This is a genomic window from Candidatus Soleaferrea massiliensis AP7 (assembly GCF_000820765.1).
In the GTDB taxonomy this organism is placed as follows: Bacteria; Bacillota; Clostridia; order Oscillospirales; family Ruminococcaceae; genus Soleaferrea; species Soleaferrea massiliensis.
The window spans coordinates 154805-176209 of record NZ_CCYH01000027.1 but is presented as its reverse complement, the minus strand read 5'-3'; the positions used below and the strand labels follow the sequence as shown (position 1 = coordinate 176209).

Annotated in this window: 15 protein-coding genes; 2 read left to right on the top strand and 13 right to left on the bottom strand. The window is 53.3% G+C overall.

Annotation, left to right across the window (positions count from 1 at the left end; genetic code table 11):
- Positions 1 to 340: 340 nt before the first annotated feature.
- A complete protein-coding gene (locus tag BN348_RS06615; protein ID WP_040197032.1) occupies positions 341 to 3901 on the top strand; it encodes an NPCBM/NEW2 domain-containing protein in 3561 nt (1186 codons plus the stop codon).
- A gap of 948 nt (positions 3902 to 4849) precedes the next feature.
- On the opposite strand, the gene purD is transcribed toward BN348_RS06615, so the two are convergent.
- From purD to purE, 7 genes are all read right to left on the bottom strand, one after another.
- Positions 4850 to 6118 (bottom strand): phosphoribosylamine--glycine ligase, encoded by a 1269-nt coding sequence (gene purD, locus BN348_RS06610; RefSeq protein ID WP_040197031.1) that lies wholly within the window; start codon positions 6116 to 6118, stop codon positions 4850 to 4852.
- Between the two features lie 195 nt (positions 6119 to 6313).
- Positions 6314 to 7861: a bifunctional phosphoribosylaminoimidazolecarboxamide formyltransferase/IMP cyclohydrolase gene (gene purH, locus BN348_RS06605; RefSeq protein ID WP_040197030.1), complete on the bottom strand. Its 1548-nt coding sequence runs from the start codon at positions 7859 to 7861 to the stop codon at positions 6314 to 6316.
- A 102-nt stretch (positions 7862 to 7963) separates the two neighbouring features.
- Positions 7964 to 8560, bottom strand: coding sequence for a phosphoribosylglycinamide formyltransferase (purN, locus tag BN348_RS06600; RefSeq protein WP_040197029.1), 597 nt, complete (start codon positions 8558 to 8560; stop codon positions 7964 to 7966).
- Positions 8554 to 9585 carry a phosphoribosylformylglycinamidine cyclo-ligase gene (gene purM / locus BN348_RS06595; protein ID WP_040197027.1) on the bottom strand — a complete coding sequence of 344 codons (1032 nt, stop codon included), beginning with the start codon at positions 9583 to 9585 and terminating at the stop codon, positions 8554 to 8556. The genes purN and purM overlap by 7 nt, the downstream gene beginning before the upstream one ends.
- Before the next feature lie 15 nt (positions 9586 to 9600).
- Complete coding sequence (purF, locus tag BN348_RS06590; protein ID WP_040197026.1) at positions 9601 to 11028, bottom strand: amidophosphoribosyltransferase; 1428 nt, start codon at positions 11026 to 11028, stop codon at positions 9601 to 9603.
- A gap of 64 nt (positions 11029 to 11092) precedes the next feature.
- On the bottom strand, positions 11093 to 11806 hold the full coding sequence (purC, locus tag BN348_RS06585; RefSeq protein WP_040197025.1) for a phosphoribosylaminoimidazolesuccinocarboxamide synthase: 714 nt from the start codon (positions 11804 to 11806) through the stop codon (positions 11093 to 11095).
- A 36-nt stretch (positions 11807 to 11842) separates the two neighbouring features.
- On the bottom strand, positions 11843 to 12349 hold the full coding sequence (purE, locus tag BN348_RS06580; RefSeq protein ID WP_278247741.1) for a 5-(carboxyamino)imidazole ribonucleotide mutase: 507 nt from the start codon (positions 12347 to 12349) through the stop codon (positions 11843 to 11845).
- 881 nt (positions 12350 to 13230) lie between these two features.
- On the opposite strand from purE, the gene BN348_RS06570 reads away from it, so the two are divergent.
- Positions 13231 to 13704 (top strand): GNAT family N-acetyltransferase, encoded by a 474-nt coding sequence (locus BN348_RS06570; protein WP_040197022.1) that lies wholly within the window; start codon positions 13231 to 13233, stop codon positions 13702 to 13704.
- 305 nt (positions 13705 to 14009) lie between these two features.
- Here the strand turns inward: BN348_RS06570 and BN348_RS13120 are convergent, their stop codons facing one another.
- The 6 genes from BN348_RS13120 to BN348_RS06535 form a co-directional block, all read right to left on the bottom strand.
- Positions 14010 to 16064, bottom strand: a complete 2055-nt coding sequence (locus BN348_RS13120; RefSeq protein ID WP_082020831.1) for a helix-turn-helix domain-containing protein — start codon at positions 16062 to 16064, stop codon at positions 14010 to 14012.
- 371 nt (positions 16065 to 16435) lie between these two features.
- Positions 16436 to 17407, bottom strand: coding sequence for an SPFH domain-containing protein (locus BN348_RS06555; RefSeq protein ID WP_040197021.1), 972 nt, complete (start codon positions 17405 to 17407; stop codon positions 16436 to 16438).
- 60 nt (positions 17408 to 17467) lie between these two features.
- On the bottom strand, positions 17468 to 17926 hold the full coding sequence (locus BN348_RS06550) for an NfeD family protein (protein WP_040197020.1): 459 nt from the start codon (positions 17924 to 17926) through the stop codon (positions 17468 to 17470).
- A 149-nt stretch (positions 17927 to 18075) separates the two neighbouring features.
- Positions 18076 to 19272, bottom strand: coding sequence for an LL-diaminopimelate aminotransferase (locus tag BN348_RS06545; RefSeq protein WP_040197019.1), 1197 nt, complete (start codon positions 19270 to 19272; stop codon positions 18076 to 18078).
- Positions 19273 to 19347: 75 nt separating this feature from the next.
- On the bottom strand, positions 19348 to 20190 hold the full coding sequence (dapF, locus tag BN348_RS06540) for a diaminopimelate epimerase (RefSeq protein ID WP_040197018.1): 843 nt from the start codon (positions 20188 to 20190) through the stop codon (positions 19348 to 19350).
- A gap of 193 nt (positions 20191 to 20383) precedes the next feature.
- Positions 20384 to 21193: a mechanosensitive ion channel family protein gene (locus BN348_RS06535; RefSeq protein WP_040197017.1), complete on the bottom strand. Its 810-nt coding sequence runs from the start codon at positions 21191 to 21193 to the stop codon at positions 20384 to 20386.
- Positions 21194 to 21405 lie beyond the last annotated feature (212 nt).

Here is a 21405-nt window from a genome sequence, read left to right as displayed (position 1 = left end):
ACAAGACCATTCCATAAATAGATACCCCTAACAAAAAACCGGACAGCGATATCGCTGTCCGGTTTTTTGTAACATTGTCCATTTTTATGAACTTTTTAAGTCTCTCTGTCATTGGTTCGCACAAAATTCGACCTGTTTATTCACAAATCGTAGATTATTTAAGGTGAATCGTAGATATTTGTATTTACAATCCTGTTGACCTATAGTAAAATATAATGAGGATATTAGAGGCGGACTTTGTAATTGTTGCGAAAATGCAAAGAATGCACGCATGTAAAAAAGGCATAGATACAAATACATAATATCCACACACAGTTTTTTAATATGAAGGAGGATAAAAATGAACAGAGCAACCAAAACAATCAGTTCTGTGCTGATCGGCCTGCTATCGGTGACTGCCATGTCTGCCGGCGTCAGCGCGCTGGACAACGGCACAGCCCAAACCCCGCCAATGGGATGGTCGAGCTGGAACCAGTTCCACCAGACCGTCACAGAGGATCTGATCAAGGAGACCGCGGACGCACTGGAGAAGTACGGCCTGGTCGATCTTGGCTACAACTACGTCAACATCGACGACAACTGGCAGTCGGCGCAGAGGGACCAGTACGGCGATCTGACGCACGACCCGTTCCGCTTCCCGCACGGCATCAAATACCTGGCCGATTATGTGCATGACAAGGATATGAAGCTGGGCCTTTACACCTCGAACGGAAAGTATACCTGTGAGGAGCTTCCGGCTTCGCTGTACAACGAGTACAAGGATGCGAAAAAGTTTGCGGAGTGGGGAATCGACTACTTCAAGTACGATTACTGCCACACCATCAACATGACGGCGGAGACCTATCCGCTCGACGCCATCTTTATCAAGAAGGCAGGTATGGAGAACGCCGACGCACCGTATGCAACCTATGAGGCCGAGGATGCAACCCTGACCGGCAATGCGAGCATCGTGACCGATACCGGCGTTGCGGGCGGCAGCGTACGCATCTCCGGCGGCAAGTATGTCACAGGACTCAACAGTGACGGCGGCGCCGTTGTATTTGAGAATGTCACGGTCGACGAGGCCGGCACCTATGACATGATGATCAACTGGGTCAAGCAGAATTCCTCCGGCAAAGAACGCTCGATGTTTGTCGAGGTCAACAACAACGGCCGTCCGACCCGCTGCATCCTGCCGAACTCGGTGGGCTGGGCGAAGATCGGCAGATTTCATCTGCAGGTCGAGCTGGAAGCGGGTGTCAACACCATCAAGGTGTACAACCCGATCAGAAGCAGCTTTGTAGACCGCGACAGCGCGGTATACCACTACGGCACCATGCGCGACGCACTGATGACGGCAACCGCAGATTATGCCCAGCAGAACGGCACCGAAGAGCGTCCGATCTGTTTTGAAATCTGTGAGTGGGGCGGCCGTCAGCCGTGGACCTGGGGCCAGAATACCGGAAACCTCTGGAGAACCACCGGCGATATCGGCGCAAGCTGGTCTTCCATCATCAGCATCTATGAAACCACCGTCAAGCTCTACAACTATGCGGAACCGGGCAGCTGGAACCATCCGGATATGCTCGAAGTCGGCAACGGCAACCTGACCAAAGATGAAAACGAAGCGCATTTCAGTCTCTGGTGCATGATGGCATCTCCGCTGATCCTTGGAAACGACGTCCGTCTGCTGGATGAGCGCACGGATATTCTGGAGATCATCAGCAACAAAGATGCCATTGCGATCGACCAGGATGCGAGAGGCATTCAGGGCATCCGTTTCAAGGATGACGGCGACCTCGAATATCTGGCAAAACCGCTTTCCGACGGCAAGATCGCGCTCTGCATGCTGAACCGCGGTGCAAGCGCTGCCAACATGGGCATCGAGCTTGCTTCCATCGCTGACTATGTGCAGAAGATGGATCCGGGATACTTTGAGAAGAACTTCGACATGGAAAAATCCTTCGTTTACAAAATCAAGGATGTCTGGACCGGAGAAGAAGCCACCAGCGTTTCGGTCAATGCGACGGTCCCGACCCACGGTGTCAAGATGTACATCATCGAGCCGACCCAGACCGATAAGGGTGCATACCTGCTGGGCAGCGTCAACAAACAGTTTGTGACTCCGTTTGATTCCTTTATCGTAACCGGTAAATTTGTCAACGGCGGCACCACCAATGTCAAGATGTCCGTCCTGAGCCTGGATCTGCCGGAAGGCTATACCGCAAGACCGCTCACATCCACCGTCGGCACCGATATGGCATACGGCGATGAAATCGAAGCCAAATGGCTGGTCACCGCATCGGGAGATGCCGGAACAGCCCAGATCAAGGTCAAAGCCGACCTGATCTATGACGGCGACGAGGCGATCACCAGCATTGACAGCCCGGTATCGGTTGAGATTGCGACCCCAATCGAGGATGGACCGCTCACCAAGGACAACTGGATGTACGGCAACACCGGATGGGGCAATATCGGTATCAACAAGAATTTGAACGGCAAACAGCTGGAGATCAATGGCGAGAAGTTTGATACCGGCTTTGGCGTGCATGCAAAATCTGAGATTGCCTATTTCCTGGGCGGCCGTGAAGTCAAACTGACCGGCTTCTGTGGAGTGGACAGCCAGGGCGGCGGAACGGCAAGTTCTGTCACCTTTGAGGTATGGGGCGATGATACAAAGCTGTACGACAGCGGAAAGATGGTCCTTGCCGATGCGGCCAAGGCGCTGAATGTCGATCTCAAGGGTTATAACATCCTGAAGCTTGTTGTTACAGATTCCGGAAACGGAAATACCTCCGACCATGCGGACTGGTGCGACATCGCGATCACCTCCAACGAGATGCAGCCGATCGATTACGGCGATCTGACCATGGACAACTGGATGTCCGGCAAGGTTGGCTGGGGTACCATGAGACCGAACAAGTCGATTGGCGGAAACGCAATCAAAATCGATGGTGTTACCTATGAAAAGGGCCTCGGCGCCCATGCAACCGCAGAGTTCCAGTATTACATCGGCGGAAAATCCGTTCTGTTCGAAGCTCGCGGCGGTATTGACGATGAAGTTATCGTCGGTTCTACAGCGGATTGGCAGGGCGAAGTCGCCTTCAAGGTCTACGGCGACGACGTGCTTCTTTATGATTCCGGCATGATCACCGGCGGTGTTGATACCGGCGTGGATATCAGTGTACCGGTAGTCGGATACGATGTTCTGAAGCTCGTCATCGACGAGGGTACAGACGACCGTTATGACCATGCGGACTTTGGTAACCCGCGCATCAGTGAATACATTGCGACTGAGGAGCTCGGCGAACTCATAGCGAAAGCCGAAGAGCTTGCGGCGTCGGTTGAAGTCGGCGATCTGAACGGCCAATACGCACAGGAAACTGTGGACAACTTCCATGAAGCTATTGCAAACGCACAGGCGATTATAGATGGTGAAAACCTGACGGCTCAGATGGTTGACGAAGCCTTTGTCAGCCTGAAAGCAGCGATGGAATCCTTCAGCGGCGCGGCGAACGTGGTCGACAGAACCAATCTTGGATTTGTGATCCTCGAAGGCATGCTGAAGAAGGAAGCGGACTATACCGAAGCGAGCTGGGCAGTCTTTGCACCGGTGTTCGAGAATGCCTGGAATGTTATCACCACCGAAGCAGTTTCTCAGGCAGACGTGGACGCGGCGGAAACCGCATTGCTCGATGCAATTGCACAGCTGCGCGAAGTGGGCTATGTGCCGGAGCTTGGCGACGTGAACTGCGACGGCGTGATCAACAATGATGACCTGATGCTGCTCAAAGCATACATCAATGGTCAGGCTGAGTTCACGGCAGAACAGTTTGCAGCCGGTGATATCGATGGAAACGGCAAGATCAACGTCCTCGATCTTCTCCAGCTGAAACTGATGATTGCCAACGCTGCGCAATAAGCAATCAATCTGTGTTCTAAAACAGGGCAAGCTGATCACATCAGAGAATAAGGACATCTTGGAAAGCTTGCATTGTATGGATCATCAGCAATAAGCTGATACCAAAAGAACATAATAAAGCGATAAACGGGAGCATCCCCTGGGATGCTCCCGTTTAAAATGCCACAAGCAAACATATTGGATTATTTGTTCCAGAAAAATAAAAAGAGAATTAGTTGCTATTCATATTTGACAGCATGGTTTGCCTATAGTACAGAATGAAGAAACCGGAACACCTGAGAACTACCAACAAGATATTTATCCAAGATACCTATTTGTTTGAGAATCCGTAAAAACAAACGTACCAGCCGAAGTATCAGGGCACCATAAAAACAACCTTTAACCGGGAAAGCGTCCGCTGCTAGCTATGCCCAACCACTTGGCCCAAAGCCAAACGCCGCCCGCAGGTGGCCGAAGGAGAAAACGGAATACTAGAGGGGATTTTCAAGGGGGCCACCACCTGCGGTGGGGCACTCGGCTATGCCGCCTTTTCTGCCGCATAGTTGTGGTGTGTTTGTCGTAGGCTCTTTTCTTGTCTCAGTGGCGCGTAGCGCGTGCACCAGCGCAGCTGGCCCCCTTGAACGGCCTTTCTTGGTTACTTCTTTGGCCGGCAAAGAAGTAACCACCACTTTGCCAAGTGCTGCTTGGTATGCAGAGTGTAACCACCATGCTACAGTGGTACAACAACCGTCGTGCCAACATGTCCTAGCAGATAACGTAGAGCCGCTGTACAACCGCACACAACAGCCGCTCTGCAATAATTTAGTAATTTCAATAAAGCTGTTGCGTCGCAGAATATCAAGACCATTCCGCCAGCGGCATCTTGATAATCAAAGATAATTCCCACTCCGCTTTTTGACAAAAGGGCAGGAGGATGTTCCAGCGGAACATCCTCCTGCCTTTGCTTATTTAAAACGACTTTTTACCAATATCTTTCCGATAATGCGCACCGTCAAAATGGATTTTCCCGACGGCTTCATAAGCCTTATCCAGCGCCTGCTGCAGGCTGTCCCCGACAGCCGTGACGCCGAGTACCCGTCCGCCTGCGGTCTTGATCCTGCCATCCTCCGCCTTGGTTCCGGCATGGTAGATGACCGCGCCGTCAAGCTGGCCGTTTTCATCGAGTCCGGTGATCTCAATGCCCTTCGGATAGGACTTCGGATAGCCGCCCGATGCCATAACAACACAGGCGCTCGCACCATTTTTCCACTGAATGTCCAGCTCGGAGAGCTTCTCGTCATAGACCGCTTCCATGATGGTCAGCAGATCGGTTTGAAGCAGCGGCAATACAACCTGTGTCTCCGGGTCGCCGAAACGACAGTTGTATTCAATGACATACGGACCCTTTTGGGTGAGCATCAGGCCGAAATACAGACAGCCCTTGAATGGACGGCCTTCCTTATTCATCGCTTCGATGGTCGGCAGGAAGATTTTCCGCATACATTCCTCTTCAACCTCCGGCGTGTAGAAGGGATTCGGCGAGATGGTGCCCATGCCGCCGGTATTCGGGCCTTCATCGTTGTCATAAACCCGCTTGTGGTCCATCGAAGACACCATCGTCCGGATCGTTTTGGAGTCTGTGAAGCACAGCACCGAAACCTCCGGCCCGGTCAGGAATTCCTCAATGACAACATGATTGCCGCTCGCGCCGAAAATCTTGTCCTCCATGATCGAGTGGATGCCGTCCTTGGCCTCCTCGTAGCTCTTGGCAATGATGACGCCTTTGCCGAGCGCAAGTCCGTCCGCCTTGATGACGATCGGATAGGTATCGTTCTGTTCGATGTAGCGAAGGGCTTCTGTGGGATCGTCGAAAATCTCATATCCCGCGGTCGGAATGTCATAGCGCTTCATCAGATCTTTTGAGAAGACCTTGCTGCCTTCGATGATCGCTGCGGCCTTATTCGGACCAAATGTGCGGAAGCCCGCTGCGTTGAGCGCGTCGACCATGCCGAGTACCAGCGGATCGTCCGGTGTGACGACGACAAAATCCGCCTTTACCTCCTTGCAGAGCGCCGCAACACCGTCAATGTCGGTCGCGGCTACATCATGGCAAACTGCGTCGCAGGAGATGCCGCCGTTTCCCGGACATGCGTGGATGGCTTCCACCGAAGGATTTTCCTTCAGCTTGCGTATGATGGCGTGTTCGCGGCCGCCGCCGCCTACAACTACAATATTCATAGGAAATTCTCCTTTATGTTCGTTTTAAGGGAGGTGCCGCCGTCTCTTATCAAGCAGTGTGCCATATGATGGAGAACAGACGGCTCCAAACCGTATGAGAGGCATGATGACGTGGATAAAAAACAAGCCTTCACCCTCACAATACGGGAAGGTGAAGGCTTTTCTATCAAAAAAGTCTTGCTGCTGGCATCTGAATCAGTGCTTGAAGTGACGCATGCCGGTGAACACCGTCGCGATACCCGCTTCATCACAGGCTTTGATGCTGTCCTCATCGCGGATCGAGCCGCCCGGCTGGATGATGGCTGTGATGCCAGCCTTTGCGGCGGCCTCCACGCAGTCGGAGAACGGGAAGAACGCATCGGACGCCATCACGCTGCCCTGTACATGGTCGCCGGCGTATTTGATCGCCAGCTCCAGTGCGGTGATGCGGTTGGTCTGTCCGGGGCCGATGCCTACCGTGCGGTTGTCCTTAGCCAGCGCAATGCCGTTGGATTTGGTGTGCTTGACGACCTTCCAGGCAAATTCAAGCTGTTTCATCTCATCCTCGGTCGGCGCGCGCTTGGTGACGACCTTCAGTTCCTCCCGGTTCAGAAGCTCGGTGTCGAGATCCTGTACCAAAAGTCCGCCGGCGACCTTTTTCATGTCGACCATATCCTTGGTGTTGGCCTTTGCGAGATTCGGAAGCTCCAGAAGCCGGATGTTCTTCTTCTGGGTCAAAATCTCCAGCGCATCTGCGTCAAACGACGGCGCGATGATGATTTCCAGGAAGATCTTCGCCAGCTCCTGTGCGGTTTTCAGATCGACCGGCCGGTTCAGCGCCACAATGCCGCCGAAGATCGAAACGGGATCCGCCTCGTAGGCATTCATGTAAGCTTCATACAGATCCCTGCCGGTACCGACGCCGCAAGGATTCGCGTGCTTGACAGCGACTGCGGTCGGAACATCGAAGCCGAATTCCTTGATGATGTCCAGCGCGCCGTTCGCGTCGTTGATGTTGTTGTAGGAAAGCTCCTTACCATGCAGCTGTTTCGCGGCGGAAAGGGTGTTGTCCATATTATTAATCTCTTTATAGAACGCCGCGTTCTGATGCGGGTTCTCGCCATAACGCATCTGCTGGACCTTTTCGAAGGTCAGCGTCAGGGTTTCGGGCAGATTGTCCTCACCGCGCTGCCTGCGCAGATAATTCGAAATCAGCGCATCATACGAAGCGGTGTGTTCGAAGACCTTGCCGGAGAGTTTAAATTTGGTTTCGCGGGTGACCTCACCGTCCTGCAGCTGAGCGATGACGGTGTCATAATCGGCCGGATCGACGATAACCGCGACATCCTGCCAGTTCTTGGCTGCCGCGCGGATCATGGTCGGTCCGCCGATGTCGATGTTCTCAATCGCGTCTTCCAGCTCGACATCCGGCTTCAGGATGGTCGCCTTGAACGGATAGAGGTTGATCGCCACAACATCGATCGGTGTGACCTTCAGCTCCTCGAGCTGCTTCATATGGTCCGGATTCGACCGCATGGCCAGAATGCCCGCGTGCACCATCGGATGCAGGGTCTTGACACGGCCGTCCAGGCATTCCGGAAATCCGGTGATGTCCGACACATTGGTGACCTGCACGCCGTTTTCCGAAAGCACCTTCGAGGTGCCGCCGGTTGAAACAATCTCAAAGCCGAGCTGCTCGAGCTTTTTTGCAAACTCGACAACGCCTGTTTTATCGGAAACACTGATTAAAGCTCTTCTTTTCATCCTGTATCGAATTCCTTTCTATCAGTCAAAAAATCAGATATCGGTTTCAATGCCGAACATCAAGCCATCCGGCAGATGCGTGAAATGCGAAAATATACCGTCCTATTTCAAAAGGCCGTTGCAGAACATGTTGACCGCTTCAGGAAGTATCTTCCATTCAGCCTGCTCCATCACCCGTTTCTGCAAAGTTTCCGGCGTGTCGCCGTCCTCGATGTACACGGCCTTCTGCAGGATGATCCTGCCGCCGTCCGGAATCTCGTTGACGAAGTGTACCGTCGCGCCGGTGACCTTGACGCCGTAATCGAGCGCCGCCTGATGCACCTTTAACCCATAGAACCCGCTTCCGCAGAAGGACGGGATCAGGGAAGGATGCACATTGATAATTCTGTCCCGATAACGCCGGATAAACTCTTCGCCGAGAATCGACATGAAGCCCGCCAGCACCACGAGATCGATGCAGTGTTCCTCCAGCACCTCCAGAATCCGGCGGTCAAAGTCCTTCGGGTCGCTGAACGTTCTGCGCGCGACAACCACCGATTCGATGCCGTGCTTCTTCGCGCGTTCGAGCGCGTACGCCTTGTCGTTGGAGGCGAGCACCAGCGTGATTCTGCCGTTCGTGATCCTCCCGCTTTCGGCGGCGTCGATCAGCGCCTGCAGATTGGTGCCGCCGCCCGAAACAAAGACCGCGATGTTCAGCATATTTCCACCCCGTCGCCCTTCACAACCTCGCCGATGACCGAAGCCTTCTCCCCGCAGGAGGAAAGCGCCTGAAGCGCCCTGTCCGCATCCTTCGCATCGACGATGACGCACATGCCAACGCCCATATTGAAGGTGTTGAACATATCCCGCTCCGGGATATTTCCAACCTTCTGAATCAGTTTAAAGATCGGGAGCACGTCGACCGCGCTTCTCTGAATCTTAGCCTGCATGCCGTCGGGAAGCGCGCGCGGGATGTTCTCGTAAAATCCGCCGCCGGTGATGTGGCTGATCGATTTGACCGAGACCTCTTCCAGCAGCCGGAGAATCGGCTTGACATAAAGCTTGGTTGGGGTCAGCAGCGTTTCGCCGAGCGGTGCGCCCAGTTCATCCGCATAGGCGTTCAGGTCGCAGTTTTCGACATCAAACACCTTGCGCACCAGCGAAAAGCCGTTGGAGTGCACGCCGCTGGACGCGATGCCGATGATCACATCGCCTTCTCTGACCGACTTCGGATCAAGGATTTTATCCTTATCGACGACGCCGACGCTGAATCCGGCCAGGTCGTATTCATCCACGCTGTAGAAGCCCGGCATCTCGGCCGTTTCGCCGCCGGCAAGCGCGCATCCGGACTGAACGCAGCCCTCTGCAACACCTTCCACGATGGAAGCGACCCGCTCCGGAACATTCTTGCCCAGCGCGATGTAATCGAGGAACAGCAGCGGTTTCGCGCCACAGCAGACGATGTCGTTGACGCACATCGCAACGCAGTCGATGCCGACCGTGTTGTGCTTGTCCAGCAGAAACGCGAGCTTGAGCTTGGTTCCGACGCCGTCGGTTCCGGATACCAGGACCGGCTTCTGAATGCCGGTCAGGTCCATCTCGAACAGGCCGCCGAAGCCGCCGATGCCGGAAAGCATGCCCGGCACCATCGTTCTTGCAACATGGGATTTCATGAGTTCTACCGCCCGGTAGCCGGCAGTTACATCAACGCCTGCCTCTTTGTAGCTGTCACTAAAGCTTTTCATCGGTTCGGTATCCTCCTATTTATTTGTCTCACTGATTTTCATTTCAAATTTGTCCTTTTTGATCTCCTTCGGCGGTTCAACCGGATATTCTCCATTGAAGCAGCCGACACAGAAATCACATTTTGCGTTTCCGGCAATCTTCTTGACGTGGTCAAGGCTCAGGTATCCGAGCGAATCGACGCCAATGTGTTCGGCGATTTCTTCAACCGACATCTTGCAGGCAATCAATTTGTCCTTGCTGTCGATGTCGGTGCCGAAATAGCACGGATTCACAAATGGGGGAGAGGAGATGCGCATATGCACTTCCTTTGCACCCGCGTCGCGCAGCAGCTTGACGATTCTCGCGCTGGTTGTGCCGCGGACAATCGAGTCGTCGATGAGCACCACGCGCTTGTCCTTGACCGTCGCGGATACCGCGTTCAGCTTGATGCGCACGGCATTTTCGCGCTCGCCCTGCGTCGGCTGGATAAAGGTACGGCCGACATAGCGGTTTTTGATGAAGCCGACGCCGTAGGGGATGCCAGATTCCTTTGCATAGCCGAGCGCCGCGTCCAGCCCGGAGTCCGGAACGCCGATGACTACATCCGCTTCAACCGGATGCTCCAGCGCGAGGAACGCGCCGGCGCGCTGTCTGGCGTCGTGTACGCTGAAACCCTCGATGACCGAGTCCGGACGCGCAAAGTATACGAATTCAAAGACACAGAAATGGCCCTTGCCCTGGCAATGGGTCTTGATGCTGCGGACGCCGCTGTCGTCCACCACCACGATTTCACCCGGCTCAACATCCCGCACAAATTCTGCGCCGAGCGTGTCGAGCGCGCAGCTTTCGGATGCGAACAGAATTTTTTCGCCCAATCTGCCCATGCAGAGCGGACGGAAGCCCTGCGGATCCCTTGCCGCGATCAGCTTCTGCGGGGACATGATGACCAGCGAATAAGCGCCCTTGATCTGGTACATGGTCTTTTCGAGCGCCTCCTCGATGGAGCCGGACTGGAGCCGTTCCCTGGTCATCGTGTAGGCGATGACCTCGGTGTCGCTGGTGGTATGGAAGATCGCGCCACCGTTTTCCAGCTCCTCGCGCAGGTCCGCCGCATTGGTCAGGTTGCCGTTGTGCGCAACCACCATATGTCCCTTGATATGGCGGATGACCAGCGGCTGTGCGTTGCTGCGGTTTGAATTTCCGGCCGTAGAATAACGGACGTGTCCAACCGCAATGTTGCCCTTGCCGAGCTTTTCAAGTACATCTTTGGTGAATACCTCCGGGACCAGCCCGGAATCCTTATGCGCACGGATTATGCCGTCGTCGTTGACCGCAATGCCGCAGCTCTCCTGGCCGCGGTGCTGCAGTGCGTAAAGGGCGTAATAGGTGCTCTTTGCTACATCCGATGTATGCTTGTCGTAAATACCAAACACGCCGCACTCTTCTTTCAGTTTATCAAACATTTATTTTCCCCCTGAACCAATATATATTTCATCCAAAGAAAGTTCTTCATCTTTTTGGGTGGAATTATTCTCCGAGCAGTCTCTTCATGATTTCCTGATAAGCGTCCTCGACGCCGCCCATATCCCTGCGGAAACGGTCCTTGTCCAGTTTTTCTCCGGTGGTGCTGTCCCAGAAACGGCAGGTATCCGGGGAAATCTCGTCCGCGAGGATGATTGTGCCGTCGCTTGTTTTGCCGAATTCCAGCTTGAAGTCAATGAGCTCGATGTTCAAATCCTTCAGGTAGTCCGCCAGCAGCTCGTTGACCTTGAGCGCATAGCCGGCAATCAGGTCAAGCTCCTCCCTGGTCGCGATGTCCAAAGCAAAGACATGATAGTCGTTGATCATCGGGTCGCCCAGCTCGTCGTCCTTATAGCTGTATTCCAGAACGGTCTTCGCCAGCTTCTGGCCCTCCGGCAGTCCCAGACGTTTGGACAGGGAACCGGCGGCAATGTTGCGGACGATGACCTCCAGCGGAATGATGTCAACCTTCTTGACAATGGTCTCGCGGTCGGAGATCTCCTCAACCAGATGGGTCGGGATGTCCTTCGATTCCAGCATCTTCATCAGATGGTTGCTGACGCGGTTGTTGATGATGCCCTTGTCATGGATGGTGCCCTTCTTCTCGCCGTTGAAAGCGGTGGCATCGTCCTTGTAATCGACGATGAACAGTTCCGGGTCCTCGGTCTTATAGACCTTCTTTGCCTTTCCTTCGTATACCATGTCCAGTTTCTTAACCATGTCGCATATCTCCTTTATTTTATAAATACGCTGTTGTTATAACGATTTGATGGTTTCCTGCATCTTCAGGTCCTTTTCAATGACGCCCTTGGTCATGTCCTCCTTCATGCCGGAAAGCTGGGAGGCGATATTGCCGTCATAGACGCCCAGAATCTGCGCGGCCAGGATTGCCGCGTTGTCCGCGCCGTCAATCGCGACGGTTGCAACCGGGATGCCTTTGGGCATCTGCACGGTGGCCAGAAGCGCGTCCAGTCCGTCAAGCGTGGAGGATTTGACCGGGATGCCGATGACCGGCAGCGTGGTGTGCGCGGCCAGGACGCCCGCAAGATGCGCTGCTTTTCCGGCGGCGGCGATGATGACGCCGAATCCGTTGTCTCTGGCATCGGCTGCGAACGAGCAGGCCAGAGCCGGTGTGCGGTGTGCGCTCATGACATGCACTTCGGTTTCAATTCCAAAATTCTTCAGTGTTTGAACGGCACCCTTGACGACCGGCAGGTCGCTGTCGCTGCCCATGATGACTGCAACTTTTTTAGCTTGTGACAATTGGAACACCCTTTCGATAATCGTTTTTTCGGCGCAGCCGAATGAAGAGCCGCACGGCGGCTGAAAAGAGGAAAACATCCCATTTGCTTTGTTTTTTCTGTGAAACCAGAAAGCGTTGCTTATCCTCAAAAAGGACAAACAACACCCGCTGTGAAAAAACGAAGGCTATGCCACCGATGTGCCATAGCCGTACTTGTTAAATTTAGATACACCTTTCTTGTTAAACATCCTGTGGGCGTTAAACCTATGCAGTTGATAAATCAGACATTCAAGATAACGCGACATGCATCAAAACCTCCATCGACGGAAATTTACAACATCCAGCACGAAAACAGAAAGGCTGGCATGATCAGCCCAAAAAACAAGCCAATCATCCATTCCATAATTAGTTTAATCGATATAGAGAAAAATTTCATTGCGTAAAGATGAATAGAAAGCAAACTTGCTGAAATTTCGAGATTGCACCGAAAAAAACGTACGATGTCCGTTGCGGGACGGCACACATCGAGTGGATTTGACTGTGTTCGCTGGTAAAAACGGTCCCGGATGCTGAGGGAGCGCATCCGGGACCGTATCAAGGAAGAACGGCATGCAGGCAAAAGGGGTGTTTAAGGGAAATGCCGTATCGTAGAAATCAAATATCATTTCAGTATCTGTTTGCTGTATGAGTAGAACGTATGCTTCTGGACCGTACTGTTTCCTTCCATAGCAGATTATAATCGGAATTACCCGAATGGCAAACGGGTGATTTCCTGTGAAGGATACAATGCGTTGGATTTTTTGCGGACAATATGTTAAAATGAAACCTGCTTAAAAACGAGCGAAAAGCAGTGCGTATTTCAAAGAAAGCACTCGGAATAGCCAAGTAGGAGGCGTCGTATTTGATAATCAGAAATATCAAAGATGAAGAAATTATGCTTTTGACCGATTTTATCTACGAAGCGATTTTTCAAAAGGATCCAAACAATCTGCTTCCTAGAACAATCATACAGGACCCTTCCATATGGATCTACATTGATAAGTTTGGGTCTCAAAAAGACGACCATTGCCTGGTGGCGGAAGTTGATGAAAGGATCGTCGGGGCGGTATGGGTGCGCTGCATCCATGCGTTTGGCTACATGGATGCTTCTGTACCGGAGTTTGCCATAGCGGTTTACCCGCAGTACCGCGGCAAAGGAATCGGCCGGGCCTTGATGAGCGGAATGATAGACCGCTTAAGGAAAAATGGATATTCAAAAACGTCTCTGGCCGTTCAAAAGGAAAATGGTGCGGTGAAATTGTATAAACAGGTCGGTTTTGAAATCGCGGAAGAAAATGAGCAGGAGTATATCATGGTGTGCGACCTGAACCCGTAATGCCGATGAGTATGTGATTCTCAGGCAGAGGCTGCAGATTCGGTTTCTGCCTGAGATTGGAGCAGTGCACTGCAGCATCACGGATAAAGCTGCCGTCCATTGCCGGATGGTCACAGAGCAATGATGAAAGCAACGGCGTTTCCATCATCGCGCTATGACCAACTGGCTCAAACCATGAAAGCTTATTTTCACTTTAACATAAGCGAATTCACGGTGAGAATCCAATAAAGGTTTCGTCTTTATGCGTGAATACGCACGGATTTTGTGAAAGTCAACGCTTACGTCAGTACAGCCGCAGGAAAGGGTTATTTTTCATAGGCGTGAAAATCGACATCATAATGGTCCAGCGTCTTTACCTCTCCATTCCAGTCGATGACGGCTGGCGTCTGCGTCTGATAGACCCAAAACCGGTAAACCCAGCGCCCGTCTTTCTGCCAGATGCCGTCGTACAGCATATAACAGCCGCTGCCGGCGTCCAGCAGATATCCTGCCCTGGCATTGTTCTCCAGGGGAACAGCATGTGGATACTCATCGGAAAACTCGTTTTCATACAGCCACTTTGCCGCCTCATCAGGCGATAAGCGGCTGGCATTCTGGAATTTCCAGCTTTCGCCGCTGTAGTCGGCGGGGGAGAAGCGGTGATAGGCGTCATTCCCGGAAAGATCAATTGCCTCAGTGTCGGATTTCGGCAGGTCAAACGACAGGTCGTTGTTGGAATTTGTGAGAAGGTATGCGCCGTTCGCCGTTTTCATCAGGCGCAGATAGAAGCTGGACTGGTTCGTTTCAGCCGTCGGGGCGCTGCCTTGATTGCCGGGGGATGTGTAGGCCGCGGTTTGGGTGACCTGCCAGCAGCTGTCGAATTCATCTCCGGCAATCTGCTGCAGGCTGTCCCAGCGCATCCACAAATCCACGCTGTTCGCCCCCTTTTGTGCGTCATCCGTGTCGATGAATTGCAGGAACAGCATCCATGGGATATTGTCCGGATGCTCTTCAATCAGCCTCACCCCGTCCGGCAGGTCTTCTGCCGAAATATACGCCTGTTCAGACAGCCTTTTCATACTGCTGATGGTTTCCCGTTCCACCTGTTCCTGCGGCGGGTCCAGAATCGTCTGTTCCTGTATGCGCGACTGCTTCGTTTCGTCATCGTCGCATTGGAACGGATAATTCGGCGTGCTGTTCATGGAAACCTGCGTCAGCGTGATGGTTCCGCCCGGCGCGACAAGGTTGGATACACTTTCAATGGCGCAGTCGGTTCCCAGCGTGATGGTCCAGCGGGGAAGCCCTCCGCGGCACAGGACAAGCGCCGTTGTGCCGAACTGGACGCAGTCATCATAGGAATAGTATTCTTCCGGCTGTTCCCCGACCCGGAGCGTGAGACCGCCATCCCTCCCATCCGTCACCTGGATCTTCCATTCCTGTGTTCCTTCTGTTATGCCCGACCAGTTTCCAAGGATGGCGGTCAGCACCTCATAATAGGAAGCGCCGTCGTTTCGGTCCCCGAAGGCGGCGATATATTGATGCATGGCGCCATCTGTCTGCGCGATGTAGGTGATGGCGCAGACGTCGTCGGCCGTCCATTGGACTTTATAGTCCTGCTGAGCGGGGTAGGGAAGCTCCTCCGACTTTTTCATCAGCCATGAAAAGCGTTGGCGGTACAGCGTGGTAACGCCGGTTTCTTTGTTTTGCCGAAGCAGCAGCGTCAAACGATGATCGGGGGAATGGGCGGTTGTGTCGCTGAACATGCTTGTTTCAAACAGGCATCCGATCCATGCCAGAAGGGTGATGGCTGCGGATATGGCGGCCGATATCAGGAAAAGAACCAGCCCGCGCCGTCTGCTGCGAAAACACAGGAGGGAACAGACCGTGATGTCGATCAGGGTGAGAACCGTTGCCGCAGCGGGAAACGCCCATGGATACAAAGGGATCATATCAAATCTCTGCAGCGCAACCAGCGCACCCATGCCAAGCAGTAAAAGCAAAAGCGTGCAGCCGGATAAAACCATCATCCACTGAAACAGGGATAACAGATGCCGCCGCGTCTTTTTATAAGGAAAGGTCTTAGAGGTGGTGTCTATGATATCCGCGGAATCTTTTTTCAAATTGACAGGCATGTCAGTCCCGCAATGGCCGGCAGGCGTTTCTTTGGATGTTCTCTCATAATCCTCTTCCGGTTTCAAAAAGACATCTGTGGAGACGCCGAAAAATTCGCTGAGTGCCCGGATGTTTTCCAAATCCGGCATGGATGCCCCATTCTCCCATTTGGAGACAGCCTGGCGGGACACATATAATTTCTCAGCCAGCTGCTCCTGTGTAAGATGATTTTCCTTACGTAATGTTACGATGATTTGTCCAATCGTCATATTTTCATCACCTGACCTTGATCTTGATGTCTTTATTATACCATGTATTCGATGAAAAAGCACACCGATATGGGATTGCATAGGGCGCAACCAGTGGTTGCAAAGGGCTTTTATGGCCGGCTTGCAAGCTTTTGAGGCATTTTTTATTCTGAAAGAGACAAACGGATATATCTTTAATTGTTATATGACATGAGGTTTTCCCGCGGCGTATCAGCCTGATGAACGCATATCCGCTAACCGCATGCGGCAAGCTGAACCAATCCAAGTCCGATGTCACAGTGAAAAACGGTATCGTCCATATGGACGATACCGTTTTTTGAAGGAATGCAGAGAGCACTCCCTGATATGATCAACATCTTATGATCACCGTTTTAGAGCAGTTCCTTTTTCTGATCATCGGTGAAGAATTCCTTGGCGCTCACCGCAAGGCCGGCCAGCGACTGCAGCTCGCTTGGGATGATGATCTTGGTTGCCTTGCCATCCGCAGCTTTGGCGAACGCCTCCAGGCTTTTGATGGTCAAAACCTTGTCGTTCGGGTTCGCCTCGTTGAGCAGCTTAATACTGTCGGCAAGCGCCTTCTGGACCTTCATGATGGCCTGTGATTCACCATCTGCCTCGAGGATCTTCTGTTCGCGGACTGCGTCCGCCTTCAGGATCTGTGACTGCTTTTCAGCCTCGGCGCGCAGAATCTGAGATTCCTTCTCACCTTCGGCCACGAGGATCTGGCTGCGCTTCTCACCTTCGGCGCGCAGGATGGACTGACGGCGTTCACGCTCCGCTTTCATCTGCTTCTCCATCGCTTCCTGGATTTCACGCGGCGGAAGGATGTTCTTGAGCTCTACGCGGTTGACCTTGATGCCCCATTTATCCGATGCGACGTCCAGAATGCTGGTGATCTTGGTGTTGATGACATCGCGCGAGGTCAGCGTGTGGTCGAGCTCCAGGTCACCGATGATGTTACGAAGGGTCGTGGCGGTCAGGTTCTCGATTGCGCTGATCGGATTTTCCACGCCGTAGGTGTAGAGCTTTGCGTCGGTGATCTGATAGAAGACGACCGTATCGATCTGCATCGTGACGTTATCCTTTGTGATAACCGGCTGCGGCTTGAAATCCACAACATGCTCCTTCAGCGAAACCCTGGCGGCGATGCGGTCGATGAACGGAATCTTGAAATGCAGGCCGGTGTTCCAGGTCTGGTTATAAGCGCCCAGCCGTTCCAGCACATAGACCGTAGCCTGCGGTACAATCTTGATGCAGGAAATGACGATGATCAATACAATCAAAATAACGATAGCCAGTACGACGAGTCCAATGTTGAGCTCAAAATCCGGGAAGTAAAGCATAATTCATTCTCCTTCTTTTGCGTTTCATGTAAGCAGCGGATGTACGTTGCCGGGCAGTCTCTAGGATTTGGCCTCCGCGACCGGCGCATCTGCGCGCACGATCAGCTTGACGCCTTCAATCCGGTCGACGATGACCGAGTCCCCAAGCTCAGCGACCCTTCCGTCGACGGTCCGTGCGGTCCAGTCCAGTCCGGAGATGTGCACTCTGCCGGCTTCCTTCGCGTTGTCGATGGTTTCGACCACCTGAGCGGTCTGCCCAACCAGCATGTCGGCGTTCGTGCTTTCCTTCTTCATATGGACTGCCCTTTTGACAAATGGCCTGGTACAGACCAGCAGCACTGCAGCGCTGACAACGAATACCAGAATCTGAACGGATGGGGAGGTGTGCATCAATGCGGGAATCACGGTGATAAACGCGGCGGCGGCAAACCAGATGGAGACCAGCTGCAGCGTAAGCGCTTCCACCAGTCCTAGCAGGACGCCAAGGCCGATCCAGATAAAGACCATGTACTCATTCATGTGTTTCACGCCCCCTTTACAAGGTGTTGATTTGTTTCTTGGTTTTCTACATTATACCACGCCTGATGCGCGGTTTCAAATCGAATATTGATAGTATTTCCCGGTCCGGGAGATTAAAAACGTTCAAAAACCCGATTTAGCGCAATCTGTTACTTTAAAAGGTTAAAAAATCGAGTCATAGCTTCTTCTGTCGTATCGATGCTGCCGAAAGAGGTGAGCCGGAAATATCCCTCGCCGTTTCTGCCGAATCCGGCGCCCGGCGTACCGACCACCGCGATATTCTCAAGCAGGAAATCGAAGAATTCCCAGGAACCCATGCCGTTCGGGCATTTCATCCAGATGTACGGGGAGTTGACGCCGCCGGTGAACGGAATGCCGAGCTTTGTCAGCGTATTCCCGATGGTTTTGGCATTTGCGCGGTAGTAGGCGATATTCTCCCTGATCTGCTTCTGTCCCTCTTCGGAAAAGACCGCTTCGGCCCCGCGCTGAATGATGTAGGGAACGCCGTTGAACTTGGTGGTTTGGCGGCGGTTCCACAGCTTGTTAAGCGTTATCTCCTGTCCGTCCGATACGGTCAGAACAAGCTCCATGGGTACAACGGTATAGCCGCAGCGGGTACCCGTGAAACCGGCGGTTTTAGACAGCGAACAGAACTCGATGGCGCACCGCTTCGCCCCTTCAATTTCATAGATGCTCCTCGGCAGCCGGTCATCGGTGATGAACGCTTCATACGCCGCGTCGAACAGGATGACCGCATGCCGCCGGATTGCGTAGTCCACCCACACCTTCAGCTGTTCTCTGGTGTACACCGCGCCGGTCGGATTGTTCGGCGAGCACAGGTAGATGATATCCGCCTGTTCATCGCCGGGCATCGGCAGGAAGCCGTTCTGCTCATTGGCGTCCAGATAGACGATCTTACGGCCGTTCATCAGGTTGGTGTCCACATAGACCGGATAAACCGGGTCCGGGATCAGAACGGTATTTTCGCGGCCGAACAGATCGGTGATGTTGCCGACATCGCTCTTTGCGCCGTCGCTGACAAACACCTCGCCGGCTGTCAGACCGACGCCGATCCTGTCATAATAGGAGACGATGGCTTCGCGCAGAAAATCGTATCCCTGCTCCGGGCCGTAGCCGCGGAAGGTATCCTTGCTTCCCATCTCATCGACGGCGCGGTGCATGGCTTCGGTCACACGCGGCACAAGCGGCAGCGTCACATCGCCAATCCCCATGCGGATGACCTCTTGCTCGGGGTGCTGCTTACAAAATGCGTGAACACGCTTCGCGATATCCGAAAACAGATAGCTTTCCATAAGATTCAGGTAGTTTTCATTGATACGGGCCATAGCTTCCACATCCTTTATCTCTGATTTTCCATGATCGTCCTGCCGCAGGGGAGAATTCCGTCTGCACCGGCGGTGCTATTCAAAATCGATACAGCCGTCAAACACATGCGTCGCGCTGCCCTTCATCAAAACCGAACCGTCCGAACGGTAGGTGGCCGTTAAGTCCCCGCCGCGCAGATGCACCGTGATTTCGGCATCCCTCGGACAGCGCGAATTCACGACGGCGGCCACCACCGAAGCGCATGCGCCGGTGCCGCAGGCAAACGTTTCGCCCGAACCGCGCTCCCATACGCGCATTTTCAAGGTGTGGTCGTCAAGCACCTCGACAAATTCAGTGTTGATGCGGTCCGGAAACAGCTTGTGGTGTTCGAACTGCGGTCCGATCTCCTCCAGGTTCAGCGCATCAATCTCATTTTTGAAGATGACAGCATGCGGATTGCCCATCGAAACGCAGGTCAGGTTGTACAGCTTGTGACCGACCATGACCGGCTGGTTGATGAACCGTTCCAGCTCGGTGGCGACCGGGATATCCGCGGCGGTCAGCACGGCTTTTCCCATGTCCACCTCGACCAGCTCAACCTTGTCATGCTTGATCGAAAGCCGCAGCGTCTTGATGCCGCTGAGCGTTTCGACCGTCAGCTCTGTTTTCTCCGTCAGCCCGTGGTCGTATACATATTTGCCCACGCAGCGGATGGCGTTGCCGCACATCCTGCCCTCGGAGCCGTCGGCATTGAACATCCGCATTTTAAAATCGGCGGTGTCCGACGGCAGGATCAGCACCAGCCCGTCGGAGCCGACGCAGAAATGCCGCCGGCTGACGAAGACCGAGAACCGCGCCGGGTCGTCAAGCGTGTTCTCCAAACAGTTGACATAGACATAATCGTTGCCCAGTCCATGCATTTTTGTAAATGAAACCATATTGCTTCACCCTTCTTCTTCGTTTTTGCCCCAAAATGTCCGGCCTTTCACAGGAAATTCCGGCATTTTGGGGCAAAGGCAGGTTTTGCCGGCTGTCAGGCCGGCAGAATATGACAAGGATAGTATAAACCATTTCAGGCTATTTTTCTTAAACTTTTCTGACTCTTTTTATTAACGCTTTAATCCGTTAAAATCAGGACTTACCTTCGGTCACATAGATCACATTCGGGATGGTGATGCCGTTTTTGTCAAAGCTCTCCTTGACCAGCTCCAGCATATCGTAGTACAGATCCCAGTAATGCTCGGATTTGACCCAGACCCGCATCGCGATGATGATGGCGTTCGGGCCGTGCTCGGTCACGCGGATGATCGGCGCCGGCTCGCTGAGCGTATGCGGATGGTCCTCGATAATCTTTGCGATTAGCGCCTCGGCCTTTCGGAAATCGTCGTCGTAGGAGATCGAGAAATCGAGGTCCAGCCGACGCTGCTCTTCCGCCGAATAGTTGATGATCTGCGCGTTGGTGACCTCGCCGTTTGGGATAAAGATGCGCTTGTTGTCGATCGTGTTGAGTCTTGTATAGAAGAAGCTGATTTCGGTCACAGTGCCCGATACGCCGTCGGTTTCGATGAAATCGCCGACATTGAACGGCTTGGTGAACAGCACGATCAGGCCGCCGGCCAGATTGCCGAGCGTATCCTTGACCGCCAGGGACAGCGCCAGACCGGCGGTGCCGAGCACGGCAATGATGCTGGTTGTATCGATGTTGAGCTTTGACGCGCAGATGATAAACAGCACGGTGTAAAGCCCGAATTTGAGGATGGTTTTGATCAGCGAATGCGCGGATACATTGATGCGGCTTTTCTCCAGCGCCTTGTTGGTCAGCCGCATGGTCAGCTTAATCAGCAGATAGCCGATCAGCAGTATGATCACAGCGGACAGGATGTTGCCGCCGTTTTTCTCCAGATATAGCTTGGCTTGATTGACAAATGCTTCAATAGACATGGGATCATCCTTTCAGTGGTTTATTTGCCCTTTTATGGAACGAAAGGGTATGGCGATTGCCTGCCTTTGACAGGGCAGAGCGGCGGTTCTGTCAGGTTCATCTTTCTGGATGTTTCAAACCGGGGCGCAGCGTCTGTTTTTATGTGCGAATATAGCGGCCGTGCGCGCAGACAAAAAAGCCCGAATCGGTTTGACCATTCTGCACCGCACAC

Coding starts and splice junctions, on each gene's coding strand:
- BN348_RS06545 (WP_040197019.1), bottom strand. CDS start 19,272: ATGGCCCGTATCAATGAAAACTACCTGAATCTTATGGAAAGCTATCTG.
- purN (WP_040197029.1), bottom strand. CDS start 8,560: ATGCTGAACATCGCGGTCTTTGTTTCGGGCGGCGGCACCAATCTGCAG.
- BN348_RS13120 (WP_082020831.1), bottom strand. CDS start 16,064: ATGACGATTGGACAAATCATCGTAACATTACGTAAGGAAAATCATCTT.
- purC (WP_040197025.1), bottom strand. CDS start 11,806: ATGGTTAAGAAACTGGACATGGTATACGAAGGAAAGGCAAAGAAGGTC.
- purF (WP_040197026.1), bottom strand. CDS start 11,028: ATGTTTGATAAACTGAAAGAAGAGTGCGGCGTGTTTGGTATTTACGAC.
- purH (WP_040197030.1), bottom strand. CDS start 7,861: ATGAAAAGAAGAGCTTTAATCAGTGTTTCCGATAAAACAGGCGTTGTC.
- purM (WP_040197027.1), bottom strand. CDS start 9,585: ATGAAAAGCTTTAGTGACAGCTACAAAGAGGCAGGCGTTGATGTAACT.
- BN348_RS06555 (WP_040197021.1), bottom strand. CDS start 17,407: ATGCTTTACTTCCCGGATTTTGAGCTCAACATTGGACTCGTCGTACTG.
- BN348_RS06615 (WP_040197032.1), top strand. CDS start 341: ATGAACAGAGCAACCAAAACAATCAGTTCTGTGCTGATCGGCCTGCTA.
- BN348_RS06550 (WP_040197020.1), bottom strand. CDS start 17,926: ATGAATGAGTACATGGTCTTTATCTGGATCGGCCTTGGCGTCCTGCTA.
- purD (WP_040197031.1), bottom strand. CDS start 6,118: ATGAATATTGTAGTTGTAGGCGGCGGCGGCCGCGAACACGCCATCATA.
- BN348_RS06535 (WP_040197017.1), bottom strand. CDS start 21,193: ATGTCTATTGAAGCATTTGTCAATCAAGCCAAGCTATATCTGGAGAAA.
- dapF (WP_040197018.1), bottom strand. CDS start 20,190: ATGGTTTCATTTACAAAAATGCATGGACTGGGCAACGATTATGTCTAT.